We start from the raw sequence: 17,545 nt of genomic DNA on the forward strand, positions 1-17,545 counted from the left end.
TAGAATATTTAATTAAAAATATTCATTTAAAGGATTATTCATTTAAAAATAGCACTTTTTTTTTATTATTTTCATTTATTTTTTCAAGTTATTTAGGAATTAAAAAAGTAGGAATTTACCTACTTTAAAATTTCTTTTATTCAACATTCATTTTTTCATCTATCTTTTCAAGTTTTTTTATTGTTTTAGCAAGCGTATCATAAGCATTGGTCCTACTTGTTGCAAGTATTTGAGCTATTTCTCCATATGAAAGATCCTCAAAGTAAAATAACTGAAAAACTTGACTTTGTGACTGAGTTAGAAACGAAGAATACTTCTCATATAGTTTTGTATACTTTTCAATACTTTCAATACTTTTTCTATTTTCCATTATTTTCGATTAAATCCTTAGTCATTTGATATATGAATAGATCAAGATCGAATTCTTGTAAATCATCAAGTTTTTCACCAAGGCCAAGAAGTTTAACATTTAAATCAAATTCATCTTTTATTGATATTACAATTCCACCTTTAGAAGTCCCATCCATTTTAGTAAGAATTATTCCACTTAATTGACAAACTTCTTTAAATACTTTGGCTTGACTCAATCCATTTTGACCAGTTGTTCCATCTAAAACCAATAATGCTTCATGCGGGGCATCAGGAACAAATTTTCTAATTACTCCAAACATTTTTTCTAACTCTTTCATTAAGTTAATTTTATTTTGAAGTCTTCCTGCTGTATCAATTATTAATAAATCATAATAGTTATTTTTTGCATATTCAAGACCTTTAAAAACAACAGAAGATGGATCTGCACCTTCCTTATCTGGTTTAACTATGTCAACACCAATTTTATTGGCTCACACAGAAAGTTGATCAACAGCACCGGCTCTAAAAGTATCGGCAGCTGCAATAACAACTTTTTTACCTTGCATTTTATATCTGTGCGCCAATTTTGCAATAGATGTAGTTTTACCTGAACCATTAACTCCAACCATAACAAAGACATTAAGTCTTTCGTTCTTAAAATTAAGATTAGTATTAACTATTGTTTTATTTGTATAAATTAAAAACATTTGATCAGCAACTATCTCACCAATCATTTTAGGATCATCAATATTATTTGTTTTGACTTCTTTTTTAATTTTTTCAATTATCTTAAATACTAGATCAGTATTAATATCTGACATTATTAATACTTCTTCTAGTTCATCAAAATATTCATCATCAATTTTTTTATATTTATTTTGTAATTCAAGAAGTTTTTTACCAAATGATGAGGAACGAGAAAGTCCTGTTTCGTACTTCTCCATTTCTTTTGATTTAAGAAGTTTTTTAACTTCTTTTTCTTCATTAAGCTGTGTTAGCTCTTCTATGTCTTTGTTATTTTTTCCAAATAACTTATCTTTTAGTCTTTTAAAAATTCCCATAATATATATTTTAATACTTAATTAATAATATAAAATTAAATTTATGGATAATAAAAATATAACATTGGATGAATTGATAGATTTTAATATTTCAAATAGCAAAATCATTAATAAAGAATATGCATGAATAAAAAATGTCTTTAAAGATTTCGATTACAAAAGAACTTCAAGTCTTCCTAAAAAAATCAAATACAAAAACAATATTATCAATAGAGACACATTAGTTGTCTCAAATTTAACAACTATCAAGTCAATTCTTCATGAAATGAAACTACTTAATTCAAAACATGTTTTTTTCATGGATAATTATTCATATCGTAATCACGATATCGATGATGTTATTTTAACCTTAAAAGGTAATAATAATTTAGCAGAAAACGGAAACGAATTAATAGATTTAACTAAAACTACAAGAGTTGTTATTAATAAAATAAAAATTTAATATAATTAATAATATTTTATAGGATTTGGGGTAAGTATGAATAAGGTAAATATCGCTATAGATGGACCAGCAGGTGCTGGAAAATCTACAGTTTCAAAAGAGATTGCTAGGAGATTAAATTACACTTTTATTAATAGTGGAAGCATGTACAGAGCTATAGCTTATAATGCAATTATGAATAATGTTGATTTAAATATCGAAGAAGAAGTTAATAAAACATTAAAAAAAGGAATGATTGAATTAAAACTTGATGAAAGCGTCTGACTTAATGGAAAAGATGTGTCTAACTTAATAAGAGCAGAACATATTTCTCGCTCATCAGCTATTGTTGCAAAATATCAACAAGTGCGTAATTTTGTTGTCGATTATATACATAATATGACCAAAACATCTAAAGGTTTTATAATGGATGGAAGAGATACAACATTCAAATTAATGCCACATGCAGAAGTAAAAATTTTCTTGTGAGCAGACGCTAAAGAAAGAGCAAAAAGAAGATATTTACAAAATGAATCGCTTGGGTTTCAGACAAGTTTAGAAGAAGTTTTACTTGATGTAAAACATCGCGATGAACAAGACATGAACCGCAAGGTTGATCCACTTCACAAAACAGAAGATGCGACACTAATAGATTGTACTTTTATGAACTTTGAAGAAGTAGTAAATAAAATAATAGAATTGGTGAATACAACTGCTACAAAGGTAAATAATGAAAAATAAAATTGCAATAATAGGAAAGCCAAATGTTGGAAAAAGCACTTTTTTCAATAGACTTATTGGTAAGAAAATTTCAATAGTTTATGACCAACCAGGCGTTACAAGAGATAGACTTTATGAAAACATTGAATGATGTGGTAGAGTTATAAAGATGATTGATACTGGTGGAATTGAAATTGAAAATAAACCATTCCAAGAACAAATCCAAATCCAAGCCAAAATTGCAATTGATGAAGCTGATGTTATTATTTTTATTTTCGATGGAACAAGCGAAATTACTAATGATGATTTGTTTATAATGAACATTTTAAGAAAGAGTAATAAACAAATAATTGCAGTAGCTAATAAACTCGAATCAAATCAGGACTTTGATTATTCATGATATAAATTAGGGGTTGAAAAAATATATGCAATTTCTGCTCTTCATGGAGAAGGTGTTGGAGAAGTATTAGATGAATGTGTTAAACATCTCGACTTTACAGATAAGCAAGAAGATGAAGAATTCAAACTTTCTATTATCGGAAAACCTAATGCCGGTAAAAGTTCGCTTCTTAACAATCTAGCCAAAGAAAATCGTTCGATAGTTTCTGAAATAGCTGGAACCACTCGTGATTCTGTCAAATCAACGGTTCAGATTAATGGACAAAAATATAACATTATTGATACAGCTGGAATAATGAGAAAAAGTAGATTGGTTGAAAGTGTTGATCATTATGCTTTAATGAGAGCGATGAATTCTTTAAATGAAGCTGATTTATCTCTAATCATCGTAGATGCAACAAGTGATATCAGTCACTTCGATTCAAGAATAATTGGTTATGCTTTAGAAAATCAAAAACCAATTATAGTTGTAATTAATAAATGAGATTTGGTTGAAAAAGAAACAAACACTATGGCCGAATATGAAAAGAATTTGCGCTTTAAGTTTCATTTTGTTCCATGAGTTCCATTTGTATTTATCTCTGCTAAATTTAATCAAAGAATAGAAAAATTAATTAAAACAATCGAACAAGTTAGAACCAATTTAAACAGAGACATTAAACCTGCTCTTTTATCTAAATTTATAATGGAAACTCAAATGATACAACCTGCAGCACCATATAATGGTGGTAGGTTAAATATCTATTTTGTAAGAAAAACATTGGATAAAATTCCAACATTTGTTTTTTACGTAAATAACAAAAAATTTATACACTTTTCATATGAAAGACACCTTGAAAATCAAATACGTTCAACATTTGATTTTACTGGATGTCCTATAAGACTTCAATTCAAGAATAAAAGTGGGTTAGAGTAATTTAAGAATCAATATTAAAACCTTCATATTTTATAAAAACTAACTTAAAAATAACTTTTATAATATTACTATCTATTTACATATGTTCTTCTATAACAATATCCTTTTGTTAGGATATTGTTTTTTCTTCATCTTTTAATTGCTCAAATGGTTTTTTAAATACAACCTTATCAAAGAAAGTTTTATAGGATCAATTAAGTTATTATTATTTTTTAAGGTTTGTCGACTTTAAACATTTTTTGTTTTCTAAAATAATTAATCTGGCATGATTTTCAGAATCATCTTGATTAATAAAATTTAATGAATAAATATATTTAGACATTTTTTTCAAAATAATTTCTTTACTTTTAACCCAAATCTTTAGTTAATTGAACAGGTACTACTTTATCTATTTGTTTATATTGCAAAGAAATTAAACATATAAATTCTCACTCATCAAGAAAACTTTGGATTCTTGCTCTTTTGTGCTACTACGTAGTCAAATGTGTTTTGAAATTTTATAATTTACATGATAACTCGGTTCTCATAAACATTCATAATTATTTCAAAAGTTTTTCTAGAATCTTGTGTTTTTAGCACTATAACATTTTCAAATATAAATGCATAAGATTTTATTTTTTAAAAAAGTTGCATAACGATAAAAAAACAATGTACATCCCACATTATTTAAACCTAACCTTTTGCCCACATAAGAAAAATATTATCAAGAAGCCAAATTTGTTAAGAAATCTAATCCACTAATTTTTAATTCAAATAATTTTATCAAGTCTTCATTAGATATTTTCTCAACATTGCCATGAATTATGTTTCGATTTTGATTATTTTTCTTTAATAGACTAGATTGCATTGTAGTAAAAATTGAATAAAATATTTTATTTATTTTGCATTACTATTTTTTTATTATTTAATATATAATAAAGAAAATATTAGGAGGATCACATGATCAAGGCAAGAAAGAAAAAAATAATTATCATTAGTTCAACAGTAGCTGGTGCATTGGTTCTGCCACAAGTAGTTGCTGCACCATTTTACATTTCAAAAAATAATGACAAGGTAAATCTAAATGTAATGTTTAGAGTTTTACCTGACAACAATATTATTGAAAATGGTAAAGTTGATCCAACCAACAGTTTATCAAACATTGATAATCATCTAGAAATAATACCTCCTGAAAAAGAAGTACCGGTTGTTGTTCCTAAGATCGAACCAAAAGATCCTGAAAAAGAAGAAATAGTAACAAGTGTTGAACCTGAAAAAGTTGAAGAAAAAACTAAGGAAGATGAAAACGTAGCCATCATTCCTAAAGAAGAAGTTAAACCTGAAGAAGAAGTAAAGCCAGTTGAAGAACCAAAAGTTGAAAAACCGGTTGAAGAAAAAAAAGAAGAAGTTAATAAAGAACCAGTTGAAGAAAAAGCTCTTGATAAATCTAGACCCGATCCTAAACCTAAAGACGTTGTTATTGATTATGACGGATTAAAACTTAATGCAAATATCACTGAGCAACCAGAACGTACAAAATACAAAAGTGACGTTGATAATAGAATAGCAAATAGAGTTGATTATATAAACAACACTGTTCCAGATATTAATCACGTTGATTTAACAAAAGAATATGTAGGAAATAACCGTGGAAAAGTTATTGAAAAAACAACACGAGAGGCAAAAAATCTTTCAAACATTCTAAACGTTGGTGATTCTCCAATGTTTAATACAGAAAAATGGTTTAATGATAATCCTTCTGCAAGAAATAAATTTGCTGCATTTGAGCCATTTTTAAAGAGACCTGATATTAAAAACTGAATTAAAGATAGCGCTCAAAATGACTTTGACAAGAAAAAAGAAGAATTCAAAGATAAGAAATATCAATGATATGGTTGATTGCTAGATAACATAGAATGAAGCAAAATAAAAGATTCAAAAACAATGCATGATTACCTTGAAAAAGGTATGACCACAGATCCAAACAATGTTTATATAGATGCTAATGGTGAATTTAATTCATATGCATTTAGTCCACTTCCTGGATATAATGCAGTTACATCTAGAATGGAAAGAGATAATACAACCAAGAGAACGTTTGGATATAAATCATGATATACGAGAAGTCCAAAAAGCATTAGAGATGGAAAATATGAAGGTTGAGAAAAAACTAACGTTACTTCAACTGAGGAATTTAAAACTTTTGGACTTGATGGAATTGATGGAATTGAAATCTTTAAAATGACTAATAATGATGGTACTTTTGCTAAAAATAACAATGGATTTGTTGTTGAAATTGACGTGTCAAAACGTGATGCTTATAACAAAACACTATCATTAATAAACCAATTAAAAAGTGCAGGTAAAAAGATTACATCATACCGTTTATTTAATATGGGATTAAATGATCACAATCAAAAATTCAAGGAAATTTTAAGTGCATTACCTGATAAACTTCCTCAACTTGAACTATTCTTTGAGCATGAAAACACCGAAGCTTTAATTGCTCTTGAAGATAAAGAAATTGACGAATTAAGCATGTACACATCAAGAAACAGTTTAACTGATGAATGAAGTATTAACCCATTTGCACTTAGAGGAGTTGCTTACATTAATACACTTGACTATAACGTTTCAAGTTCTTACAGCAAGTTTGATAAGATTGATACAAGAATTACTTTTGATAAAATTGCATTTGACCCAGTTAACTATACACACGGTTCACAAGATGCATATAGAGAAATTAATCTTGGATTAAGAATGGTCTACTTAGTTAGAAATAATGAACCATTCTTCCAAGGAAGTTTTGGTCCAGGAACAAGACCTGACCATTCTGAAGGTGGAAATAGTTATCCAACAGGACTTGATTTATCAAGAATTCATGAACTTAAAAGTCTTAGAGGTCTTCAATTCTCATTTATTAAAGAAGGTAAGAGATTTGACAGAAAAGTTAGAAGACTTGTTTTATGAAGTGATACAAAAGACTTCAAAATTAGTGCAGATGAAATGAATGAAAGTCAATTTACAAAAGTTATGCATTTAGACGGACCTCCTAACCCTGGTGAAATAAGACTTAAATTCAACGGTTATAAAAACGTTAATGCAATTCACCTAACAGGTAAAAATGCATTAAACGGAGAAGGATTAAGCAACCTTGAAACATTCTATAGAGAATTAGGTAGAGGAATGTTTAGTAAGGTAATTGTTGATCCAGGAAATCAAGCTTTATATAATCAACTACAAAGAGCCGGTTATACGGTTGCTTGAAGAACAGCGGATGATGACCTCGGAGATTTTAACTAATTTATACAAAAAAATGGCCTTGTGCTGTTTTTTTGTTTTATTTAAAAAATAATTTGCTAAAAAACAAACTTTTATATTATAATAGATTAGCAAATGGCGGACGTGGTGAAGCGGTTAACACAGCGGGTTGTGGTCCCGTCACGCGCGGGTTCGAATCCCGTCGTCCGCCCCATATCATTAAAACAACATAAAAGTTGTTTTTTTGTTTATCTTATAGTTTATAATATAAAAATGAACCAAAAAGTTATCGATAAATACCAAGAATTAATTGCTAAAATTAAGCAATATAATAATGAATATTACAACTTAGATCAACCAAGTGTTTCTGATGCAGAATACGATGCTTTGTATAAGGAATTACTTGAAATAGAAAAACAAAACCCTAAAATAATAAATCAAGATTCACCGAGTCAAATAATTGGTGGATTTGCATCAAGCAAATTCAGCAAATACACTCACCAAAAGTTAATGCTATCCTTAGATAAGGCTACTCATTTTGACGAAATAACAAAGTTTTATAATGATATTTTTAAAGTAATCAAAACTGATAATAAAGGTTTTTTTCTAGAACCTAAGGTTGATGGTTTATCAATATCATTACATTATGAAAATGGAATTTTACAAAGAGCAGTAACACGTGGAGATGGGCTGGTTGGAGAAGATGTTAGTGAGAATGTTTTGCAAATAAAAGAAGTGAAACACAAAATTGCATATAAAAAACCAATTGAAATCCGTGGTGAAATTTATTTATCGAAAGAAAATTTCAATAAACTTAATAAAAAAATTGAAGATCAAGGTTTAAAAAGTTTTGCTAATCCAAGAAACGCTGCTTCAGGAACGTTACGCCAATTAGATAAAAATATAGTTAGAGAAAGAAACTTAGGAATTGTTTTGTATGAATTGGTTGATCCGCTTGTTCATAAAATAACAAGCCAAGATCAAAGCATCAGTTTTATTAATCAGTTAGGCTTTCCTACTCAAAAAAATAATAAATTACTTTATGAACTTGATGACATATTAAACTATATTGAAGAATTTGGAGAAATCAAAAACAATTTAGATTATGATTGTGATGGTTTAGTTATAAAATATAACGATATAGAGCAATGGAAACTACTTGGTTTTACCTCAAAATTTCCTAAATATGCCATTGCGTATAAATATCAAGTTGAAGAGGCAATTACAAGAATTAATAAAATAAGCATTTCTACAGGAAGAACAGGAAAAATAAACTACCTAGCCCATGTAGAACCAGTTGAATTAAATCAAAGTATAGTAAGTAAAGCAACTTTGCATAATTACAATTATATTGAAGAGTTAAACTTAAATATCGGTGATGATGTTGTTATTATTAAAGCGGGTGAAATAATTCCTAAGGTTAGAGAATTAAAACAAAAAAAATCAATTGGTGTTTTTCCGAAACTTATAAATTGTTTGTCATGTAAAAGTAAACTGGAATACATTGATGATAATTTAGAACAATATTGCCTTAACAAAAATTGTCAAGAGAAAATTATTAATTCACTTATTTATTTTGCTTCAAAACCTTGTTTAGATATAAAAGGAATGGGTGATAAAGTTGTTAAAATATTGTATGAAAATGGTTTGGTTTTAGAAATTAAAGACTTCTTTGAGTTGCACAATAAAAGAGATAAAATGTTGCAACTTCCTAGCTTTAAAGAAAAGAAAGTTGATAATCTTATAAACGCTATTGAAACAATTAAAAAAGCACAATTACACAAGGTAATTATAGCTCTAGGAATGAAGAATATCGGGACAAGATCTTCAAAATTAATATCAACAAAAATAAATAAACTAAGTGATTTATTAACCTATAATATAGATGAATTAGAAAATATAGATGATATTGGTCCTAAGTCAATTGCTTCAATAAAAGAATTTTTAAGTGAAGATAAAAATAAAGAATTAATTACTTTCCTAGATAACTATTTTATCCAAGTAAACGATTCTTCTATTGGGAATAAATTGGTAAATTTAAGTTTTTCGATTACAGGTACATTACTAAAACCAAGAGACTATTTTGTTGATTTAATTGAGAAGAATGGTGGTCAATTTCATAAGTTGCCTACTTCTAAAACAAATTACTTAATCGTTGGTGAAAATCCCGGATCCGCAAAAATAAACAAAGCAAAAATTTTAGGAACACAAGTAATAACTATTGATGAATTCGAAAAAATGATTTAAAAAAAATAGCGCTTGTGTTGCTATTTTTTTTAAAATTTATCATCTCATAGAATTGATTTTTCTATTCAAGATTCTAATATTTCTTTTGGATAATATTCATATCCTTTTTCAATAATTGCATTACCTTTAATAACCATATGTGTAGGAACTCTTAAAATTTGTCATTTGTTATCCGGGTTTCTAAATAATTGGGCTTCTTCTGCATCAACTTTTAAAAATGTTATATTTTTATTGTTTTCATATTTTGATGAAATTTCATTAACAACAGGAGCCATCATTTTACAGTCATTACATCATTTTGTTGTGAATTCCAGAAAAATAATGTGGTCCTCTGAATTAGTATCAATTTTTTTTAGGACTTCATTCCACTCATATTCTTTAATCATTTTTATCCTTCTTATCTCCAATAAATACTTTATCTAGGAATTTTTCCATTTGATCAATATTATTTTTGGTATATGTATTATCTTCATTATCATTTTGTTCAAAAGTTATTTCGCTTTTTTTAGCAAATATTTTATTATCAATTTCATCTAATTCACCTACTGGTTTATCGATTACGTCATTTTTATTTGTCTCTTGAGTTAATTTAATTTCTTGACTCTTGCTTTTTAAGTTACTTTGCTTAATTTCTTTTGTATTAGATATTTTTTCGTTTGATATTTCTTGGGTATCATCAAGTTCAACAAATCAAGAATCTTCATTTTCTTCAAGCAGTTTTAAATCACTTTCTTTATCTTCATTTTTAGTTAAAATTTCAGCTGGTTTTTCAATAAAATCAACCTTCTTTTCTTCCTTAACAAGCGAACTTTCGAGTTCATCTTTTGTTAAGGTTGAAATATCTTTTGTTTTTAAATCATTCTTAATTAATTTAATATAAGTTGGAGATTCTTCATCATAAAAGACATCATCTTTTGATTTTAAATTTGCATCATTTTTAACATTCTCTTCATCGATTTGAATATAAGAATTTTTTCGCTCAAAAGCTATTGTTTCAAGAATAATGTTTTTGGTTTGATACTTAGAGATATCACTTTCAACTTCTTGTGTGGTATAACCTTTAAGTTTTTCAAATGTTAGATCATAGTTTAATTTATCAATGTTTAAAAAGACTTGTTTTTCTAAATCTTTGAATGAAATATCTTCATATTTAATTTTCAATTCTCTGCCACTTTGTATTAAGAACTCAAAATACATTTGAATTTCTATAGTTAGATAATATGTTGAATTTCTGTGAGACATATTTTTTATTAATTTTGTAATAGGTAATTTAAATGAATAATATTTAAAAAAGTTTTTAGTTCCATTAAACAATAATTGTCATATCGCAAAAGCGATAATTAATAGAATAACAATAATAGGAAGGATTGGAGAAAGAGTTGGATAATATAAAATGTTGTAAATACTATCAAGCATAAAACCTATATTGTTATTAACGTTTGGTCCATCGATTGTAAATCTTGCATATCAACCGTTAACAAAAAGTGACTTTAAATTCTCAGGTGTTGGGTCGAATGAAAAAGCAGAATTAAACTTAAAATAATAAGCAATGTGCAACGATAAACTAAGCACCAAGAATAAACACATCAATAAAATAAAATAATTCTTTTTTATGACATTTATGTTTGTTTTTCTAAGTCTATTAAAATGCGCAAATGACTTGTTCTTAGTAAAATAAGAAAAAAAACTGATACAAAAATACATATATCCTATAACTGCAAAAAGGTAAATTAAATTACCAAAAAGCAATCCTATCGAATACTTATAGAATGACTCAAGTCAGGTTCCTTGACTTCTAGACATTAGTATGAAAAAAACAACTATTAAGTTAAATACAACGAACTTAATAATTTCAAAAGCATAATTTGTTTTTGGAGTAAGAACTCTGTTAGCTTCTGGAATTTTTTCTACAAAAGAAACTCCAAGCTTTGAATAAACATCTCTTTTATTTTTTATCATCTTTGTCCTCATCTAATATTATAAAGAATTAAATGTTAAAGCAACCATTGGTTCTTTATCTGTTATTTTGAAAACTTTTTTTCTAATTATTTTTCTTAATCTTTCTTGTAAATCTCTTAAACCATTGAATTTTTCGGCTCTAATAGTTTGAATAATAATTGAATTAATCGTTTCAGTAATCAATACTTTTTCTTCTTTATCTATTACACCAACAAAATTAATGTGTATTTTACCAACCATTTCTTTTATTCTTGGGTTATATAAAACAGAAATTAGAATAATTCCTTCACGACCTAAACTTTCTCTTTCTGTAATTACTTCAGGTGAAATATCACCAACACCAAAACCGTCAATTATGGTATCACCAACCGGTTTTATTTTTCCATTAACTGAAAAAAGCTTGTCTCCAACAAAATGTGCTATTTTTCCATTTTGTAAAATAATGCAACTGTTGTCAGTTATTTTAGTAGCTTTTTTTACATATCTAGACACATCTACTAAATATCTATATAATCCCTGAACAGGAATTAAATATTTTGGATCAAGAGTATTAACTAGATTAATTAAATCTTGTCTTGCTGGTTTATGTTTGTAATATTCATCTAAAGAAACTTCGACAATTTTAGGAGTAATTCTAGCTACATCATCAAGTGCGACTGCAGCTAATGATTCAAGTCCGTTGATTGGAGGGGCAATCATTATAACAATATCTGTTTTTTTTAATTTTAAAAAAACGTCATTATTGTCTGTAATTCTTAAAAATCTTGAATAAAGTCTTTCAACAGCACCAGTTACAAGAATAACAGCATTAGGGTGTTTTGAAATAGTTTTATAATCAACTATTACTGGTAATTCTAATGTTGGATTTACTAATTTAACTAAATGAAGTAATTGTCCATATGTTTTTCCATATGTAACTACTGGGCGATTGTGTTTTCTGGCTAAATCTAAAATTTCATGAATTGAAGCCATTTCTTCATCATATGCACCAATGATAATTCTCTCTTTTTCAGTTGCTGTTTCGAAAACGTTTTTTATATTTTTTGGTAATCCTATTTTATCAATTGCTCTTCCAGAGTAATTGGAATATCCAGCGTCAGCCACTAATGCTAAAAGATTTCTTTTCATTAAACTTTTTTTAATATCTTCATATGATGTTTTTCCATAAATTCCTAAATCACCTTCAACAAAGTTAAAAATGAAAATTACATCACCATCAGGTGTTTCAAAATCAAGTCCAATTGTTCCCATCATAGAACCAGCTAATTGAAGTGAATTCACAAAAATTGAGCCAACCTTTGTTCTTTTATTTAATGTTTCTACCTCATAAGAAGACTGTTCAATTTTATATTTATTCAATCTATCAATAATAATTATCTTATTGAAAGATGAAGTATAAACTTTAACTCCTTGTAGCGACATCAATAATCAAGGTAAAGCGCTAAAACTTTCGTTTTTTACATCCGTTATAAAAATACCTTTAATTTTGCTTTTGTTTTTTTCCAAATACTCAAAATTTGGAATAAGTGTATCAACACCGTTGGTTGATGAAATTGGAATTTTTGCTCCAGAATTAATGATGAAAATTTCATCATTAAATTCTAGAACATACATGTTTTTACCGTTTTCATCAAGCCCACCAAGTGCAAATAAATTTATATGATTCATAATTTTATCTCCTATTTAATTAAATTATTGTTTTATTAAAAACTTATAAATGTACATAATGTATTAATTCTAATTTTATATTATTTTTAAATATCCATTCAACATATAAGAAAATTTTTATGACGACTTTAAAAACAAATAAAAAATGCAGCATTAAACATCTGCATTTATATTTAAAATTTTTCTTGCGGAAGATAGATATAACCATCAATGCTTTTAATTTCTGAAATTGAAACAAAGGCATCGTTATCAACTTTTCTAACATTTTTAATTATTCTTGGAACTTGTTTAAATAATGCTACAGACGTTACAACATTTAGTTCTTCACCTTTAAATCCGCCTTTTGCTGAAAATAAAGTAACACCATTAACTGTTTTCGAATCAGATGTAACAGCTTCTTTAATTTCTTCAGAGTACATTGAATAAATTTCAACTCTAACAAGTTTAAACTTAGGAAATAGTTTACCTAAAACCATTACAAAAACAATGTTAGATAAAACTGTTGCCACAAAGTTTGGTGATAAATATAATTCAAAACTTCAAGCTTTTTTAAGAACTAAAGGAAGATCTTCGATAGGACCAACATATGCATTCTTTGCTTCTTTAATTAATAATGATCCTGGAATATAAGAACCTATAATAACACTAACCAAAATGATTGCCATGTTAATATATCCATTTATGCTTCCAAAACTTTTTTGAGTTTTATTTGAGTATCATTCTCCAATAATTCCTGTTACTCCAGCTGTTCCGCCAATAATAGCTATTATGGCAAAAACAACAGCTAGCATAAATCCGTAGAAAATTGAATATATCAAAAGAGCAATTGTGTTTCCTCCATCTATTCAAAGAAGTGGGATTATAGATGAAAGTCCTTTTTTATATTCGCTAAGACTTGCTTTTACACTTTGATTTGAAAAATCTCCAATAATATATATGTTATTTACATTTGGTATTTGTCCAATCCCAAATGAAACAAAAGACGAAACAAAAAGAAAAACAACAGTAAGGATAGTAAAGTTTTTACCTATTTTTTTATAACCAAAAATAAACAATGGAATACTTAAAAATATATAAGCATTTCAAAATATAGCTTGGTCAATCAAGTTTCTAACTGATTCACTTATTCCAGATGTTTCGGGAATTGTAGTTATTATTAATCTTGCTGCTGATTGACCAATTGCTGCTAATCCAAAGTTATAGATACCAACGTTTTTAACAAAAAACACCGATATAATTCCAAAGAAAACAGCCATTCCAACTGTAATTAAAATTGCATTCCTTAAAGACATAGGATTATATAGTGATGCAAATTTTAGACCAAAATTTGACATTTTTGTACGGCGATATATTGTATTTTTCTTAAAAACTTTTCTATTAGGGTTTTTTAAATGAAACTCTGGAGTTTCATGGTTATTATTTTTTTTATTTTTTTTCAAAAATACCTCCTTTTTTTCATTAAAAAAATAACTTTTAGCAATTGCTGAATAGCAATATAAAAAGCATTTTTTAATATTTTTTACTATTTAATTTTACTATATAATTTTTATTATTATTACAATAAGGAGATATATGAAAAAATTAGTTATTATTGGAAACTGAAAAATGAATAAAACATTTGATGAAACAATAAACTTTATGGATAATTTTGCTGAGTTATATGAAGCAAAGAAAAATAAAATACATGAAAACATACAATTTGCTGTTGCTTTGCCTTTTACCAATTTAGCTGCGTTCAAGGCAAATAAGGTTAAATACTTAAATTTAGGTGCTCAAGATGTATCACAACACTTAAAAGGGGCTTATACAGGTGATGTTTCAATTTCTATGCTTAAAAACCTAGATGTAAATTATGTTATATTGGGGCATTCAGAAAGAAGAACATATCATCAAGAAACTAACCAATTAGTTAATGAAAAAGCAAAAGTTGTTTTAGAAAACGGATTAGTTCCTGTAATTTGTGTTGGTGAAACACTTGCTGAATATGAAGCAGGAAAGACAAAGGAAGTTGTTAAAAAACAAGTTTTAGAATCACTAAAAGACTTAGATTTAAACAAGGTTATTTTAGCTTATGAACCTATTTGAGCAATAGGAACAGGTAAAGTTGCAACTGCAGAAACAGCACAAGAAGTATGTGAATTTATAAAAAGTATAACAAGTGATAAGTTAGTAATTCAATATGGTGGAAGCGTTAATCCAAAAAACATTAATGAATTATCAAGTCAAAAAGACATTGATGGTTTCTTAGTTGGTGGCGCTAGTTTAGAAGCTGATAGTTTTATTTCACTTTTAACATTAGGAAAATAATTCTAAGGTTGGTTATTCCAACTTTTTTTAATTTCAAGAAAAAGCGATTTTTTTACTTTTTTTAAAACACAAAATTTTTTTCAGAAATCTGTTATTTTAATAAATATTAAAAGAGACAAAAATGCCTTTAAACTTTGTATATAATGTCCTTAAATTTGTTGATATTTTGGATGAAAAAGATATCGATTTAATTGAAGTAGAATCATTCAGTTTTGAGAATTTAAACAATCCAAAGTTATTATAATACCTTGGAGTAAATCTAAACAAAGTAAAAACATTGGCTAAAAACCAATGTTTTTTATTTTGAATCATGTTCTTATAACTTCATTAAATCATTTTCTTTTTCTTTTGTTAAATCGTTGATGATTTCAGTATATTTGTCAACTTCTTTTTGAATTGCTTCAAGATATCTTTTTTCAATATCTTCACTTAATTCTTCATCATTTTTTATTGATTTATTAACATCTTGGCGCGCATTTCTAATGGTAACCTTTGCAGCTTCGGTATATTTAGATAAACTTTTAACAATTTCTTTTCTTCTTTCAGTTGTTAAAGTTGGAAAAGTCATTCTTATTTGATGACCTTCATCAACCGGTAAAATACCTAAATTTGCATTTGTTAAAGCTTTAACAATATCTCTAACCGAAGAAATATCATAAGGTTTTATAAGTAATTGTTGAGGTTCAGGTACTGAAATATTACTTAATTCTTCAAGTGGTGTTGGAGTATCGTAGTATGTTACTCTTATACCTTTTATGATTTGTGGATTGGCTCTTCCTGTTGACATTTTTGAGAGCTCAAATTTGTAGTGATTAATAGCTTTTTGAGCAGCATCTTCTATCTCTAATAAATATAAATCTAGTTCCATTATTTAATTACCTTTGTGTGTGTTATATCGCCTGTTATGGCTCTTAAAATTGAGTCTTTTTCAAGTATGTTGAAGACTATTAGGGAAATGTTGTTATCTCTTGCCATGCTTGTCGCAGTTAGATCCATAACTTGTAATTTTCTCTCAAGAATTTCATCATAAGTTATTAAATCAAATCTTTTTGCATTAGGGTTTATTTTAGGATCTGAATCATATACACCTTCTACGTTATTTTTCCCCATTAAAATAACATCAGCTTTAATTTCAGAAGCGTATAAAGTTGATGCTGTATCGGTTGTAAAGTATGGGCGCCCAGTTCCACCAACAAAAATAACAACTTCGCCACTTTCCAAGTATTTAAGTGTTTTTTCATTAACATAATTTTCTGCAACTTTTGCATCTATACTAATTGAACTTTGAACTCTAGCTTTAATACCGACTTTTTCAAATCCGCTTCTTAAAGCAAGTCCATTCATTATTGTTGCTAGCATTCCAATATAGTCAGCTCTATTTCTTGGAATCCCATTTTTTTCAGCAGATGCACCTCTCCAAAAGTTACCTCCACCAATAACAACCGACACTTGAATGCCCATATCAACTATTTTTTTAAGTTGATGAGCAATATCCTCAACAAGAGCATTATCAATTGATAAATGTTTTGTTTTATTTGCTAATCCTTCACCAGAAAGTTTAACTAAAATTCGTTTATATTTCATATTTACCTCAATATGTTATATTATAAATTAAATATAAACATTTAGTATGCAAAAAAAGGACTAAAATTTCCTTGTAAGTCTTTATAAAAATTAAAAAATAATTTTATAGTTGGTTTTTATTAAAAAAATAATAGCAATAAAATTAACGATATAAAACATTATTTTTATTATTTGAACATTTTAAATTTTCTTTATTTATCTATACCACAGGTGAATAATAAAAATATTTTAATTTTAATATTTAATCAATTATCTTTTCGTTATTGCTAACCAAATAATATTTTTTGATGAAATTCAGTTAAAATTTTTTTTGATTTTTTAAATTTGATAACCAAATTAAAAAATAAATTTTACTAACATAAATAGCTTTTTTTAGTATGCAATAGAAAAAAATAAAATTTGCTTACATTAAATTATTTTTATAATATAATAGATATGCAAACCATGGGGGGATAGCAAAGCGGCCAAATGCGGGTGGCTGTAACCCACTTTCTTACGATTCGGGGGTTCGAATCCCTCTCCCCCCACCATTTTTTGCCCCATAGCCAAGCGGTAAGGCAGTGGGTTTTGGTTCCACCATGCGTTAGTTCGAATCTAACTGGGGCAGCCATATCACCAGTAAGAGGTGATTTTTTTTATTTTTTTAAAAAATTCTTGAAAAATATTTTTTTA

Annotated in this window: 15 protein-coding genes and 3 tRNA genes; 10 read left to right on the forward strand and 8 right to left on the reverse strand. The window is 27.4% G+C overall.

What is annotated here, in order from left to right; all coding sequences use genetic code 4:
• Positions 1-136: 136 nt before the first annotated feature.
• A complete protein-coding gene (locus tag MCRO_RS03355) occupies positions 137-370 on the reverse strand; it encodes a sigma factor-like helix-turn-helix DNA-binding protein (RefSeq protein WP_013054377.1) in 234 nt (77 codons plus the stop codon).
• Positions 360-1,412: a signal recognition particle-docking protein FtsY gene (gene ftsY / locus MCRO_RS03360; RefSeq protein WP_013054632.1), complete on the reverse strand. Its 1,053-nt coding sequence runs from the start codon at positions 1,410-1,412 to the stop codon at positions 360-362. The genes MCRO_RS03355 and ftsY overlap by 11 nt, the downstream gene beginning before the upstream one ends.
• A gap of 43 nt (positions 1,413-1,455) precedes the next feature.
• On the opposite strand from ftsY, the gene MCRO_RS03365 reads away from it, so the two are divergent.
• The 6 genes from MCRO_RS03365 (at position 1,456) to ligA (ending at position 9,355) form a co-directional block, all read left to right on the forward strand.
• Positions 1,456-1,854, forward strand: a complete 399-nt coding sequence (locus MCRO_RS03365) for a hypothetical protein (RefSeq protein WP_041594080.1) — start codon at positions 1,456-1,458, stop codon at positions 1,852-1,854.
• A 36-nt stretch (positions 1,855-1,890) separates the two neighbouring features.
• Positions 1,891-2,574, forward strand: coding sequence for a (d)CMP kinase (gene cmk / locus MCRO_RS03370; protein ID WP_013054541.1), 684 nt, complete (start codon positions 1,891-1,893; stop codon positions 2,572-2,574).
• Positions 2,564-3,868: a ribosome biogenesis GTPase Der gene (der, locus tag MCRO_RS03375; RefSeq protein WP_013054295.1), complete on the forward strand. Its 1,305-nt coding sequence runs from the start codon at positions 2,564-2,566 to the stop codon at positions 3,866-3,868. Before cmk ends, der begins: the two co-directional genes overlap by 11 nt.
• Positions 3,869-4,807: 939 nt before the next feature.
• Positions 4,808-7,150 (forward strand): putative immunoglobulin-blocking virulence protein, encoded by a 2,343-nt coding sequence (locus MCRO_RS03380; RefSeq protein WP_013054653.1) that lies wholly within the window; start codon positions 4,808-4,810, stop codon positions 7,148-7,150.
• 96 nt (positions 7,151-7,246) lie between these two features.
• Positions 7,247-7,322 (forward strand) — tRNA-His (locus MCRO_RS03385).
• Between the two features lie 59 nt (positions 7,323-7,381).
• Positions 7,382-9,355, forward strand: a complete 1,974-nt coding sequence (gene ligA / locus MCRO_RS03390) for an NAD-dependent DNA ligase LigA (RefSeq protein WP_013054694.1) — start codon at positions 7,382-7,384, stop codon at positions 9,353-9,355.
• A 29-nt stretch (positions 9,356-9,384) separates the two neighbouring features.
• Here the strand turns inward: ligA and MCRO_RS03395 are convergent, their stop codons facing one another.
• The 4 genes from MCRO_RS03395 to MCRO_RS03410 form a co-directional block, all read right to left on the reverse strand.
• Positions 9,385-9,741, reverse strand: a complete 357-nt coding sequence (locus MCRO_RS03395) for a thioredoxin family protein (protein ID WP_013054502.1) — start codon at positions 9,739-9,741, stop codon at positions 9,385-9,387.
• Positions 9,734-11,314 carry a hypothetical protein gene (locus tag MCRO_RS03400; protein WP_041594081.1) on the reverse strand — a complete coding sequence of 527 codons (1,581 nt, stop codon included), beginning with the start codon at positions 11,312-11,314 and terminating at the stop codon, positions 9,734-9,736. Before MCRO_RS03400 ends, MCRO_RS03395 begins: the two co-directional genes overlap by 8 nt.
• Before the next feature lie 18 nt (positions 11,315-11,332).
• Entirely contained in the window at positions 11,333-12,982 is a 1,650-nt protein-coding gene (locus MCRO_RS03405) for a ribonuclease J (RefSeq protein WP_013054364.1), read from the reverse strand.
• Between the two features lie 173 nt (positions 12,983-13,155).
• Entirely contained in the window at positions 13,156-14,421 is a 1,266-nt protein-coding gene (locus tag MCRO_RS03410) for a DUF2179 domain-containing protein (protein WP_041594082.1), read from the reverse strand.
• A 133-nt stretch (positions 14,422-14,554) separates the two neighbouring features.
• Between MCRO_RS03410 and tpiA the strand changes: the two genes are divergently transcribed.
• Together tpiA and MCRO_RS04245 are read left to right on the forward strand one after the other, a co-directional pair.
• Positions 14,555-15,289: a triose-phosphate isomerase gene (gene tpiA, locus MCRO_RS03415; protein WP_041594083.1), complete on the forward strand. Its 735-nt coding sequence runs from the start codon at positions 14,555-14,557 to the stop codon at positions 15,287-15,289.
• A gap of 121 nt (positions 15,290-15,410) precedes the next feature.
• Positions 15,411-15,533, forward strand: coding sequence for a hypothetical protein (locus MCRO_RS04245; RefSeq protein ID WP_013054779.1), 123 nt, complete (start codon positions 15,411-15,413; stop codon positions 15,531-15,533).
• 72 nt (positions 15,534-15,605) lie between these two features.
• Here MCRO_RS04245 and frr read toward each other — a convergent pair whose 3' ends face one another.
• Complete coding sequence (frr, locus tag MCRO_RS03420; protein WP_013054787.1) at positions 15,606-16,157, reverse strand: ribosome recycling factor; 552 nt, start codon at positions 16,155-16,157, stop codon at positions 15,606-15,608.
• Positions 16,157-16,873, reverse strand: coding sequence for a UMP kinase (gene pyrH / locus MCRO_RS03425; protein WP_013054744.1), 717 nt, complete (start codon positions 16,871-16,873; stop codon positions 16,157-16,159). Before pyrH ends, frr begins: the two co-directional genes overlap by 1 nt.
• A gap of 446 nt (positions 16,874-17,319) precedes the next feature.
• Here pyrH and MCRO_RS03430 point away from each other — a divergent pair.
• Together MCRO_RS03430 and MCRO_RS03435 are read left to right on the forward strand one after the other, a co-directional pair.
• A tRNA-Tyr gene (locus MCRO_RS03430) sits at positions 17,320-17,403 on the forward strand.
• A gap of 5 nt (positions 17,404-17,408) precedes the next feature.
• Positions 17,409-17,483: transfer RNA gene (locus MCRO_RS03435), tRNA-Gln, on the forward strand.
• The last annotated feature ends 62 nt before the right edge of the window (positions 17,484-17,545 follow it).

The sequence above is a fragment of the Mycoplasma crocodyli MP145 genome (genome assembly GCF_000025845.1).
Lineage (GTDB): Bacteria > Bacillota_I > Bacilli_A > Mycoplasmatales > Metamycoplasmataceae > Mycoplasmopsis > Mycoplasmopsis crocodyli.